This is a genomic window from Kitasatospora aureofaciens (genome assembly GCF_001188955.3).
GTDB classification, from domain to species: Bacteria; Actinomycetota; Actinomycetes; order Streptomycetales; family Streptomycetaceae; genus Kitasatospora; species Kitasatospora aureofaciens.
The window spans coordinates 319,342-332,471 of the sequence record NZ_JPRF03000021.1; the positions used below are offsets into that span (position 1 = coordinate 319,342).

A 13,130-nucleotide genomic window follows, 5' to 3' on the forward strand; every position below is an offset into this window, starting at 1 on the left:
CACCATCCGCACACCGCGGGGCGACCCCGCAACGGCAAGGAAGATCACCATGGAACTCCGCACCCTCGGCAACCAGGGCCTGACCGTCTCCGTCGAAGGACTCGGCTGCATGGGCATGAGCGCCTTCTACGGCAGCACCGACGAGGCCGAGTCCCTCGCCACCATCGACCGCGCCCTGGAACTGGGCGTGACCCTGCTGGACACCGCCGAGAGCTACGGCCCGTTCATCAACGAGCAGCTCCTCGGCAGGGCTCTCGCCGGCCGCCGCGAGCAGGCCGTCCTCGCCACCAAGACCGGCGTCGAGTTCACCGACGACGGAACGCTCGTCGGCCTGAACGGACGTCCCGAGTACCTGCGTCGCGCCCTCGACCGCTCCCTGCGCCACCTGGGCACCGACCACGTCGACCTCTACTACCTGCACCGCGTCGACCCGCAGGTGCCGATCGAGGAGACCGTCGGTGCGATGGGCGAGCTGGTGGCCGCCGGCAAGGTCCGCCACATCGGCCTGTGCGAAGCCGCCCCGCAGACCATCCGCCGCGCCCACGCGGTCCACCCGGTCACGGCGGTCCAGACCGAGTACTCGCTCTTCGAGCGCGGCATCGAGGACGACGGGGTCATGGCCACCCTGGACGAGCTCGGGATCGGCCTGGTCGCCTACTCACCGCTCGGTCGCGGATTCCTCTCCGGCGCGATCACCAGCCCGGAGGACTTCGCCGCCGACGACTTCCGCCGCACCGATCCGCGCTTCCAGGGCGAGAACTTCGCCCACAACCTGGCCGTGGTCGGCGAGGTCCGCCGCATCGCCGCCGCCAAGCAGGTCACGCCCTCCCAGCTGGCGCTCGCCTGGGTGCTGCACCAGGGCGCGGTCGCCATCCCCGGCACCAAGCGCCGCCGTTACCTGGAGGAGAACGTCGCCGCCACCAGCGTGACGATCACCGACGAGGACCTGGCCGCCATCGAAGCCGTCGCCCCGCGCGGCATCGTCTCCGGCGACCGCTACGCCCCCGAGCTGATGCGGACCCTCAACGGCTGATCCGAGCTCGCCCCGGACCGCGAGCCGGTGGCGCGCTCCACGCTCATGTCCGCCCGTGAGTACGGTACTTGCGCGCCACCACTGCCGGAGTACGCGGGCCGCGCGGACACGCAGGTCACGCTGCGCGGCTTCCGGATCGATCCGGGCGCCCGGCTGGTGGCGGGGCTGCGGCAGCCACCGGCCCGGGATGTGCCGCACCGAGCTCGCGGCGAACTCCCGCACGGGAGGCCGTAGTCAGGTCATGGCCTGCCGGTCACGCGGGCGCGTGACTGCGCAACCGTACACGGAGATGCTTGACACAGAGCAGGCAGATACGCCTACGCCCCGCCCAGGCGGGGCGGTTTCCACGGGTCGTTGCAACACGTGGTCGGTTTGATCAGACCGCGATGAGTGAAGTTCCACCCTGCGGTTGGGCCCCCATCGCGTAGCCGACCACCTCGCGGGTCGCGAGGTCGATCGCGGTGGCCGGGTAGAGCCAGTCCTCCTCAGCCGGCAGACAGGTCATGTCGGCCGGTTTCGGCGCCAATCCGGGAGGTGGCCGGTAGCGAATGCCGAGCGACTGGTGGTGCCCGCTGTTCGATCCAGGAGGTTCTCATGCACAGCTGCCGGCGTTGGGGCAGGCCGCGGACACCGCGTCCGTCCGGCCGTGTCACCGGCTCGGGGAGGACGCTCCGGTGAACTCCGTCGTGCACCTGTCGAGCCCACGGTTCCGGGGCCCGGACCTGAAGGATCTGGTCGCCAAGACCGCCTTCGGCGACCAGGAGGCGTTCTCCAGGCTCTACGACGCGGTGGCCGGCCCGGTGCTGGGGCTGGTGCGGCGGGTCCTGCGCGATCCCGCGCAGTCGGAGGAGGTCACCCAGGAGGTGATGTTCGAACTGTGGCGCACCGCCTCCCGGTACGAGCCGCAGCGCGGCGAGGTGCTGCCGTGGGTGCTGACGATGGCGCACCGGCGCGCGGTGGACCGGGTCCGCGCGGCGCAGGCCAGTGCGGACCGCGACCAGAGGGCGGCCGCGCGCTCGCACACGCCCGCGTTCGACGAGGTCGCCGAGCAGGTCGAGAACCGGCTGGAACGCGAGCAGGTCCGCCGCTGCCTGGAGGCGCTGACCGAGCTGCAGCGCGAATCGGTCACCCTGGCGTACTACCGGGGGTACACCTACCCTGAGGTCGCCGAGCTGTTGGGCACCCCGCTCGGCACCGTCAAGACCCGGATGCGGGACGGGCTGATCCGCCTGCGCGACTGCCTCGGAGTTGGATCATGAACGCCGCCCCCGACCTGCACACCCTCACCGGCGCCTACGCCGCTCACGCGCTGCCCGACGAGGAACGGCTCGCCTTCGAGCGCCACCTCGCCCAGTGCCCGGCCTGCGCGCAGGAGGTCGCCGACTTCGAAGCGACCCTGGCCCGCCTCGGCTCCGCCGAGTCCACTCACGTGCCACCCGGGCTCAAGAGCCGGGTGATGGCAGGCATCGGCGACGTGCGGCAGCTACCGCCCGTCACCGGCCCTATCGGCCGGCCCCGGCGCACCTCGCACCTGGCGCGACAGTGGCCCGAGCTCGCGCTCGCAGCGTGTCTGGCGCTGGCCACCGCGCTCGGAGCCGTCGCCGTCCAGCAGCACGACCAAGCGGGCCGCGCCCAAGCCCAGGCAAGCCGCCTGCGCGCTGAGCAAGCCGCCGTGGCAAGCCTGCTGACCGCCCCGGACGCGCACACCACCACCACGGTGTCCGGATCGGCCGTCGCCACGCTGGTCTGGTCCACCGCGCGCGGCCAGGCCGCCTTCCTCGCCACCGGCATGCCTGCCCTGCCCCAGGGACGCACCTACGAGCTGTGGTTCGACGACTCCGGCACGATGCGCCCGGCCGGCCTGCTGCCCACCGGGCACGGACAGCTGCTCCTCACCGGCCACATCAACGGCGCCGTGGGCGTCGGGGTAACGCAGGAGCCGGCCGGCGGCTCCGCCCGCCCCACCGGGCAACCCCTCATGCTGCTGCCCCTGACCTGAGCTCGACCGGGCCACATCGGGAGGGGCGTCGGCGCTCGGGCGGGGGTGGCCCGCTTCACGCCCCCGCCGGACATCCGGGCCGGGCGGGCGGTCGTGGACTCGGCCACCGGTGTCGGTGCGAGGGATCGCCACGGTGGGGGAGGGTACGGCGGGGAACTGAGGGTCGCCGCCGCGCTGGCCGTGGTCTTCGAACCCGGCCCGCTGCCCAGCGGCGGGGCCGCTGGAACTGCACCACCTCCTGTTCCGGTCGGGGCACAAGGACGCGCCCACGTCGGTGGCCGCGTTCAGCGCCTGCACGGTGGCGGCCTGGTTGGACGGCGGCACGCCCGTGACGGCCCGGCTTGCCCGCGCCGGTGAGGACCGCGTTCCAGGCCTTGGCGTGGTCGGCGTGCTGGGCCATGGCGGTGGTGATGAAGGCGACCGCCGGGGCACGGTGCCGAGCTCGCCGGCCCAAGGACGGCATCCGCGCCGGCGCCGCTCTCGCGCAGCACCTCGGCCGCTCCTGAGACACCCATCCACTGCAAAGGGACAAACCATGGCACATGTCAGCGTCGACGGCGGCAACCTGATCGTGGAGATCGAGGGACTGGACAAACTCTGGGCGCTCAAGAGCCGTCTGACCATTCCGCTGGCACACGTGCGCGGCGCCACCGAGGACCCCGGGATCGCCAAGGAGCCCAAGGGGCTCCGGGCGCCCGGCACCCGCGTTCCGGGCGTCGTGACCGCCAGCACCTTCCACATCGACGGCGAACGGATCTTCTGGGACGTCCGCGACCCGGCGAAGGCGGTGGTCATCCAACTGGCCGACGAGCGGTACGCCCGCCTCGTGATCCAGGTCAGCGACCCGCGGGCGACAGCGGCGCTCGTCGAGCGGCATGGCGAAGGGCTGGGTACCCCCTCTCCCGAGGTGCCCAGCCCTTCTACCGCGGGCGCGGTCAGTGCTTGAAGGCGTCCTTGACCTTCTCGCCGGCCTGCTTCACGTCGCCCTTGACCTGGTCGCCCTTGCCCTCGGCCTTCAGACGCTCGTTGCCGACCGCCTTTCCCGCGGTCTCCTTGACCTTGCCCTTGACCTTGTCACCGATGTTCGAAGCCTTGTTTGAAGCGCTCATGGCGTTCTCCTTGTCCGCCAACGGTCTGTCCGTTGGCCGTGTGCCCAGCCAGTCCATTGGTATGCCGCCCGACCGGCGCCGTCCAGCCGTATGCCGCATTGGGGGGACCTGTGGTGATCGGGTTGAGGACCTGGCCGGGCCGGACCCCGGGGAGGGCTGTTCCGAGCAGGGCGCGGGTGTCCCGTGACAGATGATCTTGACCGTTTGCCCAGCGATCTTGACCACTGGAGTCCCGAACCTTGACCTGCCTCGCCAGGGGCGGCTGGTGAGACGACCACGAGACCGCCCTCACCGCCGCCGCCGCCATCCGCACCGGGTGGCAGCGCGTACGCGACCGCCACCCTCCAGCCGTCGCCCCGGACCGAAGAGACCGCCGGGACGGCCCAGGCGAACCCAACACACCGAACGGCGCGGGTTTCGACGTAACCGGTGCGGCGGCGGTGCCGGTGCCGCCGCCCGTCTCCCAGCGCGCCACTGCCCGTGCCGGACCCCGTCCAAGCAGCGGATATGCTCCGGCGGTGACGTACCTCGTCCGTTCGTCCGAACGGCTGACGGTCTCGGTTCGGAACGGAGTCCCAGGATTTTCATGGTGATCGGTCGTCAACGAGAGCGGGCGATCATCGCCGAAGCGCTCTCTCCCCGGTCGGCGTCGCCCGCAGTTCTCCTGCTCGGGGAGGCGGGGGTGGGCAAGACCCTGCTGCTGGACACCGTGGTCGAGGAGGCGGAACACGCGGGCTCCCGCGTCCTGAGGGTGCGGGGCAGCGTCGCCGAGAGCGAGCTCGCGTTCGCCGGCCTCCACCAGCTCCTGCTGCCCGTCCTCGACGGCGCGGCCGACGACCTGCCCGCCCGCCAAAGGGCGGCCCTGCTCGGCGCCTTCGGACTCGGTGAGGACCCCGCTCCGCCGGACCCGATGATGGTGAGCCTGGCCGTGCTGACCCTGGCCTCGCAGTTCGCGTCCGCGCGCCGGGTGCTGCTCGCCGTCGACGACGCCCAGTGGCTCGACCGCGGCACCTGCCAGGTCCTGGGCTTCCTCGCCCGGCGGCTCGCGGGCGAGTCGATCGGGCTGGTCGTCTCGGTGCGCGGCACCCGCCGGCCCGACTGGCTCGACTCGACGGTGTCGCAGGTGGTGGTGGCTCCGCTGTCCTCGGCCGAAGCGGAGGAACTGCTCGGTGTCCAACCCGATCCGCCCGTCGGCCTGACCCGGCGCCAGGTGCTGGCCGCCGCCGCCGGCAACCCCCTCGCCCTCATCGAGCTCACCCGGCAGGCCGCACGGGACGGCCGGCTCCCGCCGGTGGGGCCCGTGCCGCTCACCGACCTGCTGGAGGAAACCTTCGCCGCCCAGGCGGGCGGATTGCCGCAGGCCACCCGTGAGGCACTGCTGATCGCGGCCGCGGCGGAGGGCGCGGCCCTGTCGGTCGTCCTGGCGGCCCTGCCGCCGGGCTCGGACACGGAGGTGTGGCTGCCGGCCGAGCAGGCGGGCCTGGTGCACGTGCGGGCCGACCGGGTCGAGTTCCGCCACCCCTTGGTCCGTTCCGCCGTCTACGGCGCCGCGCCCTTCACCGAGCGACGGCGCGCGCATCTGGCACTGGCGGCCGTGCTCGGCGGCGACCCCGACCGACAGGCCTGGCAGCTGTCGGCGGCGACCGTGGCCCCCGACACCGCGGTCGCCGTCGCCCTGGAAGCCACCGCCATGCGCACCTTCGGGCGCGGCGCCGTCGCCGAAGCCCTGGCCGGGCTGGAACGGGCCGCCCAGCTCCACCCGGACGCGGGCGAACGGGCCAGGCTCCTGTCGACCGCGGCCTACGCCGCCGTCCTGGTCGGGGACCTGGACCGGGCCGAGACCCTGGGCGCAGAGGCGTCCCACCTCGATCCCGACCCGGCCGCGACGAGCTGGATCAGCGCCCTGAACGGACTGATCGCCATGCTGATGCTGCGCCTGGAACGGGCGTTCGCCCTCGTCGTCGGCGAGGAACCGCTGCCCGTGCCGCAGCTCGCCGAGGACGTGTCCACGATCGCGACCGGGATCGCGTACCACTCGGGCCTGACCGCGCAGCGGGAACGGATCCGGCCGATGCTCGCGGCCCGCGGGGCGCAGGACGACGATGCCGGCGGCCGGCCCTTCCACCTGTGGGACATCGGCGTCACCGACCCCTTCGTCCACGGGAACACCGTGCGCGCCCTGCTGCCCTCCCTCACCGCCAGGCCCGGCCTCGTCCCGACCGAGACCCACACCCTCGGCGTCCTCAGCATGCTCCTGGACGAGACCGAGACGGCGGTGAGCCTGCTCGGGGAAGTGGTCAACCCGCAATGGGAAGACGCGGCCGACTTCCACGGGGGGATGACTGCCGTGGACCTGGCCTGGGCGAACCTCGACTGCGGCCGCTGGGCCGACGCACGCCTGGGCGTCGAGCGGCTCGCCGAACGCTTCCTGGCCGGACACCGCAACCTGGGCTCGGCACGGGCGCTCACCGCACTCGCCACCGTGTGCGCCGTGACCGGCGAGCCCGAGACGGCGCTGCGCCACGCCTCGGCCGCCCTGGCCGTCACCGAGCCGGCCCGAGCGCTCGCCACCGTGGTCCGGGCCGGTCGCGCGGCCGCCCTGGCCGCCACCGCCCTCGGCGACCACCACGCCGCCCACCTGCACGCGGGCTCCCTCTTCAGCGGCTCGGGGGTACCGGTGCACTACCACCTGTCGTGCTACGCGGTCGCCGACCACGCGGCGGCCGCCGTCCTCACCGGTCACGCCGAACAGGCGCGCGCCGCCCTGAACGAGGTGATCGCCGCCGTCGGTGCGGGGGCGTCGGCGCGGCTGCGACAGATCTTGCTCCGGGCCACCGCGCTGCTGGCCGAACCGGACGCGGCCGGTGCGCACTTCCGCGAAGCGCTGGAGGACCCGGCCGGACAGCGCTGGCCGTTCGAACGGGGCCAGGTCTGGCTGGAGTACGGCGAATGGCTCCGGCGACAGCGGCAGATCGCGGACGCCCGCGCCGCCCTGACGAAGGCCCGCGAGATCTTCGGCGGTCTGGGCGCCGTCCACTGGACGCAGCGTGCCGAGGCGGAACTGCGGGCGGCCGGCGTCAGCGTCGACGCCGCCCGGCACAGCGCGCTGCGCTCGCTGACCCCGCAGCGGCAGCGCATCGTACGGCTCGCGGCCCAGGGCCTGACGAACCGGGAGATCGGCCAGCGCCTGTTCCTGTCGCCCAGGACCGTCGGCACCCACCTCTACCAGGCCTTCCCGGCCCTCGGCGTGACCTCGCGCGGCCAGCTGCGTGACGTGGTGGAGCGGGAGGACGGCGCCGGTCCGGGCCGGTGACGACGCCAGTCATGTGACGGATGGCCCAGGCTCGGACCGGTCCGAGAGTGGGGGAGAACCACCCGCACAGCACCCGGAGCCCTCCATGTCCGTCATCCTGACCGCGCACACCTCCGCCACGGCGTCACCTCGCGACCGTGCCGGGCACTGGCGCGCGCTGGTGTCCGGCACGTTCGTCCCGCTCGACGTGATCGTGCACGAGGACGCCTCCCCGGTCGGGACGATCACCAGCCGACAGCTCGGCCGGCTCCGGATCGCCGAGGTCGAGGCGGGTCCGCAGACCGTGTCCCGTAGCCGGCGCCGCATCTCCCAGGGCGGTGCGGAGTTCCTGACGGTCACCCTCCAGCACCGCGGCACCGCGAGGCTCACGCAGGACGGCCGGCAGGCGCTGGTGGGCCCGGGCGGCTTCACCCTCGCGGACGAGGGCCGCCCCTACCTGCGGGAACACCGTGAACACTTCCGCTTCACCGCGTTCCGGCTGCCCAAGGCGGCGCTCGGGGTGACGGACGACGAACTGCGCACCGTCACCGGCACGGCGTTCGACGGCGGTTCGGCAACCGCCGGGCTCGTCGCCGCCTACCTGAAGCAGCTCGCGGCACAGCCGGCGGACCTCGACCCCGGCACCGCACACCGGCTCGCCCTGACCGCCGCCGACCTCCTGGCGGCACTGGTCCACGAGCGCGGTGGGCTGCCGGCCCGCCAGCTGCCGGAGGGCACCCGGAGCATGCTCGCCCGGGTCGAGGACTACGTCCTGCGCCACCTGGGTGAGCCCGACCTCTCGCCCGCCCGGATCGCCCATGCGAACCACATCTCCGTGCGCTACCTGCACAAGCTGTTCCACACCCAGGGGACGACGGTCAGCCGCTGGGTACAGCGCCAGCGACTGGAGCGCTGCCGGCGCGAACTGTCCCGCCCGGCCAGGGCGGCACCGACCATCTCGGGAGTGGCCGCCCGCTGGGGCTTCGTGAGCACCTCCCACTTCAGCCGCTCCTTCCGCGCCGCCTACGGCATGTCCCCGCGCGAATGGCAGGCCATGACCTGACGACGGCCTGCCCCCACGATGCGGGAGCCCGCAGCGGGCCCCCGTCGTCCCCCGGCGGCATGACGGCGGCGACGCGGTGAGGAGGTCGTCGTGCCGTAGCCGGTGGGGTTCTGAGCTGCTGGTTGTGTGCCCAGTCCCTCGAATCAGCGGGGTGGGTGCCGGACCATGTCGTCCGAGCTCGCTGAACGCCGAGCTCACCACGACAGGCTGCACCGCCCCCACCCCAAGGACCGGGTCCGGTCCCGCCGTGGGTGAAGAATGCGACCGCGGAGCCGCTGCTCCCGGACCGACCCCGCGCCGTGCAGTCCTGCTGGCGGCCACCACGAACTCGCCCTGTTTACGGGTGGTACTTCTCCGCGACGGTCTGGGCGAGGCCCAACGAGGAGTCCAAGGTGACGCGGACGGTGACGGCGCCGGTCTTCGCGGCCGTCTCCAGCTGGTCGGTGGTGCAGTTCGTGGTGCCGTAGCCCTCGCTCCCGGCGGCCGAGCCGGAGCCCGCCTGGCCGAGCGTCTGTCAGTCGGGATCGGCCGGGATGCCCTGGTGATCCGCGCGCTGCCAGATCCGGCACCCGGCCGGGTCCGCGTGCTCGGGGTTGACGACTTCCCTGCGCAAGGGCCATCACTACGGCATCGTCCTGATCGCAACGGCCGCTGGGACGGTGCCGTTGGTCCGGGTTCGCTTCACGGGTGCGGCCCGCCCGGCCGAGCGTGAGGCCGATCTCGGCCCGGTAGGCTCACCTGTCGTGCGCGTACTGGTGATCGAGGACGATGCGGGCCTGGCCCCGGTGGTTGTGCGGGGGCTGCGGGAGGCGGGATTCGCCGTCGATCTGGCCGGTGATCTCGCCGAGGCCGACCTCAAACTGGCCGTCAACGCCTACGACTGCATGGTGGCCGACCGCTCCCTGCCGGACGGGGACGCGCTCACGCTGGTCGCTGCCCTGCGCAGGGCGGGCTCCAGGCTTCCAGTCCTCCTGCTCACTGCACTGGACGCCGTCGCCGACCGGGTGGCCGGCTTCGAGCACGGCGCTGACGACTATCTCGTCAAACCGTTCGCGTTCGCCGAGCTGAACGCCCGGGTGCGGGCGCTGTGCCGTCGGGACCAGCCCGCGCGGCTGCCCGAGTTGCGGGTCGGCGATCTGGAACTCGACTTCCCCCGCCGTCGGGTGCGCCGCGCCGGTGTGCTGCTCACCCTGACCGCGAAGGAGTTCGCGGTGCTGGAGGTGCTGATGCTGCGGGCCGGCGAGGTGGTCACCCGCAGCGAGCTCATCGAGCGCTGCTGGGACGAGCACACCGAGCCGCTCTCCAATGTCGTGGACGTCCTCATCGGCCAGCTGCGCCGCCGGCTCGGGCCGCCCGAACTCATCGAGACGGTCCGCGGCGCCGGGTACCGCCTCGCCGATCCGGCCGATCGCCCGTGACCGGGCGTACGCCCGCCGTCGCACGCCTGTACCGCGTCCGGTGGGCGATGACCCTGCTCTTCGCCACCACGACCGCGGCCTGCCTGGTGGTGCTCGCCGCCGTCGCCGTCCACACCGACGGCCGGTCCCGTGCCCGTGGCCTGGACGACACGGTGAGCCACGGCGCCGACGGCCTGGCGCGAGTGCTCTACTACGACGACGGCGGAGTACTGCGCCTCGACGGGATCTACGAGGACAGCCTCGCCGACCACGCCATGGCCCTCGGCGTGATCCAGGCCGCCCCGGGCGCGGCTCCGCAGCTCCGCCACGCCCAGCCCGCGCGAACCGCCCTGCCGGACCAGACCCGGCTGGAGGAACTCTGGCGGACGGTCCAGCGCGAGCAGGAAACCGTGGTGGTCACCGCCCCCGCGGCCGACGGCCGTTCGTACCGCTGGGCCGTGGCCCCGGTCTGGGACGGCAAGGTCCTCGACTCCGCCGTCCTGGTCGGGACCGACCCCGCGCGCAGCGAGGCGGACCACGTGCGGCTGGTCGAGTGGCTGGCCGCCGGCTGCGCCGTGCTCGTGCTGGTGGCGGCCGCGGTGGGCCACCTGCTGACCGGGCGCGCCATGCGACCCGCCCTGCGCGGACTCGAACAGCAGGAACAGTTCCTCGCCGAAGCCGCACACGAACTGCGCACGCCGCTCGCCACCCTGCGCGTGGTGGTGGAGCAGGGCGACACCGCCGAGGGCGGGGCACCGGCAGCCCTGGACGAGGCGACCCGGCTGGTCGACCGGCTGGGGCGCCTGGTCACCGGACTGCTGGCCCGGGCCAGGGTCGAGGCGGGCACCCAGGAGATAGAACGCACCCCACTGCGTCTGGACCAACTGGTCGAGCAGACCGTGGAGGAGCTGCCGGACACGGACGGGGTGACGGTCAGCGCCGAGGCGGTCGTCGTCGAGGGAGATCCCGAACTGCTGGCCCAGGCGGTCCGCAATCTCGTCGAGAACGCCCTCCGCCACGGCGGCGGCACTCCGGTCGAGGTCACGGTCACCGCCGGCCGGGTCGCGGTGCGCGACCACGGCCCCGGCGTGCCTGCAGGGGAGCACGAGCGGGTCTTCGAGCGCAGGGTCGCCGGAGCGGGGAGCACCGGCACCGGCACGGGACTGGCCATCGTACGTTGGGTGGCCGAACTCCACGGTGGCACCGCTCGGCTGTCCGAAGCCCCCGGAGGCGGGACCGTGGCCGAGTTGTGCCTGCCGGAGCGGACGAGCGGCTGAACCGCGAGGGCCGACCGGGCACCGGTGACACCGTTCCGGTACCTCATCCTCCGCTCATCCGGCGTCGGAGACAGTAGAGCCGTCCACTCGTCCCAAGGGATCGCAGGAGGCGATGACGCGCCAGGCGGCAGCGGCTGTGACACCGCGCCGGTCGCGGCGCCCGAAGCAGGCACGGTCCCCCGACAACCGGAATATCGATCATGCATGTGAACAGGGTTCTCTCCCAGCGCTCGGTCGTGGCGCTGACGGCATCGGCCGTCATCACCTCGTTTCTCACCACCGCCTGTTCGAGCGGCGGGAGTTCCGAGGAGGCGCCCTCGTCGTCCCAGGGGGCGCCGGCTGCGCCCGGCACGCCTTCGGGTGAACCCGGCGGGCGACCGTCCCAGGTGACGCTTCCCCCGGTACACGCGGGCTTCGACTACCAGCTCGGTGGTCCCTCCACCCCTGCGCCGGGCGTGACCGTCGTCGCCCGTGACCACACGGCGCCGCCCGCGCAGGGCATCTACAACATCTGCTACATCAACGGCTTCCAGGCCCAGCCCGGTGCGGAGAAGGAGTGGGACGCCGACCTGCTGCTCCGTGACAAGGCGGACGCGGTCGTGATGGACAAGGAATGGGGGGAGGCGGTGCTGGACGTCCACACCGATGCCAAGCGCAAGCGGATCGCGCAGAAGGTGAACACCTGGATCGACGAGTGCGCGGCCAAGGGATACCGGGCCGTCGATCCCGACAACTACGACAGTTACACCCGGGTGCCGGGCGGGCTGCTGACCGCGGACGACGCCAAGGCGCTCCTCTCCCTGCTCGCGGCCCGCGCGCACGAGAAGGGCCTGGCCATCGGCCAGAAGAACACGCCGGAGCTCGCCCCGGTCCGCAAGGAGGTCGGCGTCGACTTCGCCGTGGTGGAGGAGTGCGGCCAGTACAACGAATGCGGCGACTACACCGCCGCGTTCGGTGACAACGTGATCGTCATCGAGTACACCGACTCCGGCATGAAGACCGCGTGTCGAGGCTGGGGAGACAAGGTCAGCATCGTGCGGCGGGACAAGAACCTCGTGCCTGCGGGCAACGCGGGACACCTCCGCCGGACATGCGGCACGTCGTGATCCCCGAGAACGAGGCCGGTGGGGCGTATGGCGCAGCCAACCCGGACGCGGCTGCTACCAGAAGCGGACTTGACGTCCTCTGACGAATGGGATTCGGGTCCGGCAGAAGTCGTCGACGTCGACCGCGGCGGCGACCACGAGTCCTTCCAGCCTGCGCTTACCGCGCACGTTCCCGCAGCGGCGCTCGACCGCGTCGTGGGCCTGGTCGAACGAGCCGCGGACGGCTTCGGTGACCGCGAGCCGTTGTAAGCCGGTCGAGTGCCGGCCCGCCGGCAGGGACAGCGCCCGGTCGACGGGAAGAACGTTGCCCACACCCCGGCCCCAGTGGGCGACCCGGGCGACCCGGACCATCCATCTCTTCCTCCTCCCGCCTGGCCCGCAGGTCCAGATGGTCCTGCAGTAGCTGCCGTAACAGTTCCCGCCCAGTCGTCTCGACCCCATCGGCGGCCTCGGGCAGCGCCCTCAAGGGTTGTCCAGCGCTGTTGCGAGACCCTCATCACGCATGCCTGGCAAAACGTATCCGTCGTTCTCGTCCCAGGGGACGTCGAGGTCGTCCATGTGCACGTGCCACTGCGCTCCTGGCAGGGCACGGTGCAACTCGGTCACGGCGTCCAGCACATGGGCGATCACCGGCAGTGCGCGGCTGGGATCGAGCGGCATCTTCGTGGACCCGGCCACGATCTCGTCCGGCTCGCTGCCAGAGCTGTCGTACAGGTAGAGGCTTTCCTCGTCCTGGTACGGGAAGGACGACATGTGGGCGGCGACAATTCGCTCGACAGTGGCCATCTCGGCATTCGTCAGTGGCATCGCCCGGCTTGCGCGGTAGTAGAGAGACGCTCATGCCGCGAGCGTAC

General features: G+C 72.5%; 13 protein-coding genes and 1 pseudogene. 10 read left to right on the forward strand and 4 right to left on the reverse strand.

What is annotated here, in order from left to right:
• Positions 1-49: 49 nt before the first annotated feature.
• Positions 50-1,033 carry an aldo/keto reductase gene (locus HS99_RS14070; protein WP_030556604.1) on the forward strand — a complete coding sequence of 328 codons (984 nt, stop codon included), beginning with the start codon at positions 50-52 and terminating at the stop codon, positions 1,031-1,033.
• Positions 1,034-1,409: 376 nt separating this feature from the next.
• On the opposite strand, the gene HS99_RS47765 is transcribed toward HS99_RS14070, so the two are convergent.
• Positions 1,410-1,538: a hypothetical protein gene (locus HS99_RS47765; protein ID WP_267885580.1), complete on the reverse strand. Its 129-nt coding sequence runs from the start codon at positions 1,536-1,538 to the stop codon at positions 1,410-1,412.
• A gap of 169 nt (positions 1,539-1,707) precedes the next feature.
• On the opposite strand from HS99_RS47765, the gene HS99_RS14075 reads away from it, so the two are divergent.
• The 3 genes from HS99_RS14075 to HS99_RS14085 all read left to right on the forward strand — a co-directional run bounded on the left by HS99_RS14075 (position 1,708) and on the right by HS99_RS14085 (position 3,978).
• Positions 1,708-2,292 carry a sigma-70 family RNA polymerase sigma factor gene (locus tag HS99_RS14075; RefSeq protein ID WP_232543206.1) on the forward strand — a complete coding sequence of 195 codons (585 nt, stop codon included), beginning with the start codon at positions 1,708-1,710 and terminating at the stop codon, positions 2,290-2,292.
• Complete coding sequence (locus HS99_RS14080; protein ID WP_030556600.1) at positions 2,289-3,032, forward strand: anti-sigma factor; 744 nt, start codon at positions 2,289-2,291, stop codon at positions 3,030-3,032. The genes HS99_RS14075 and HS99_RS14080 overlap by 4 nt, the downstream gene beginning before the upstream one ends.
• Before the next feature lie 535 nt (positions 3,033-3,567).
• Positions 3,568-3,978 (forward strand): hypothetical protein, encoded by a 411-nt coding sequence (locus HS99_RS14085; RefSeq protein WP_046385547.1) that lies wholly within the window; start codon positions 3,568-3,570, stop codon positions 3,976-3,978.
• Here the strand turns inward: HS99_RS14085 and HS99_RS41115 are convergent.
• Positions 3,968-4,141 carry a CsbD family protein gene (locus tag HS99_RS41115; RefSeq protein ID WP_030556595.1) on the reverse strand — a complete coding sequence of 58 codons (174 nt, stop codon included), beginning with the start codon at positions 4,139-4,141 and terminating at the stop codon, positions 3,968-3,970. The genes HS99_RS14085 and HS99_RS41115 overlap by 11 nt on opposite strands.
• 586 nt (positions 4,142-4,727) lie before the next feature.
• Here HS99_RS41115 and HS99_RS14090 point away from each other — a divergent pair.
• The 6 genes from HS99_RS14090 (at position 4,728) to HS99_RS14110 (ending at position 12,276) form a co-directional block, all read left to right on the forward strand.
• Positions 4,728-7,454 carry an AAA family ATPase gene (locus HS99_RS14090; protein WP_046385548.1) on the forward strand — a complete coding sequence of 909 codons (2,727 nt, stop codon included), beginning with the start codon at positions 4,728-4,730 and terminating at the stop codon, positions 7,452-7,454.
• A gap of 85 nt (positions 7,455-7,539) precedes the next feature.
• Entirely contained in the window at positions 7,540-8,496 is a 957-nt protein-coding gene (locus tag HS99_RS14095; protein WP_030556591.1) for an AraC-like ligand-binding domain-containing protein, read from the forward strand.
• 251 nt (positions 8,497-8,747) lie between these two features.
• Positions 8,748-8,963: a hypothetical protein gene (locus HS99_RS44055; RefSeq protein ID WP_141763722.1), complete on the forward strand. Its 216-nt coding sequence runs from the start codon at positions 8,748-8,750 to the stop codon at positions 8,961-8,963.
• 276 nt (positions 8,964-9,239) lie between these two features.
• The gene (locus tag HS99_RS14100) at positions 9,240-9,914 is read left to right on the forward strand and encodes a winged helix-turn-helix domain-containing protein (RefSeq protein WP_030556589.1); all 675 of its coding nucleotides are present in this window, start codon (positions 9,240-9,242) and stop codon (positions 9,912-9,914) included.
• On the forward strand, positions 9,911-11,170 hold the full coding sequence (locus HS99_RS14105; RefSeq protein ID WP_232543205.1) for a sensor histidine kinase: 1,260 nt from the start codon (positions 9,911-9,913) through the stop codon (positions 11,168-11,170). The genes HS99_RS14100 and HS99_RS14105 overlap by 4 nt, the downstream gene beginning before the upstream one ends.
• 200 nt (positions 11,171-11,370) lie before the next feature.
• Positions 11,371-12,276 (forward strand): endo alpha-1,4 polygalactosaminidase, encoded by a 906-nt coding sequence (locus tag HS99_RS14110; RefSeq protein ID WP_030556585.1) that lies wholly within the window; start codon positions 11,371-11,373, stop codon positions 12,274-12,276.
• 87 nt (positions 12,277-12,363) lie between these two features.
• Here the strand turns inward: HS99_RS14110 and HS99_RS14115 are convergent.
• Positions 12,364-12,712: pseudogene (locus tag HS99_RS14115) on the reverse strand (ISKra4 family transposase); the annotation flags it as partial.
• A gap of 26 nt (positions 12,713-12,738) precedes the next feature.
• On the reverse strand, positions 12,739-13,062 hold the full coding sequence (locus HS99_RS14120) for a hypothetical protein (RefSeq protein ID WP_232543203.1): 324 nt from the start codon (positions 13,060-13,062) through the stop codon (positions 12,739-12,741).
• Positions 13,063-13,130 lie beyond the last annotated feature (68 nt).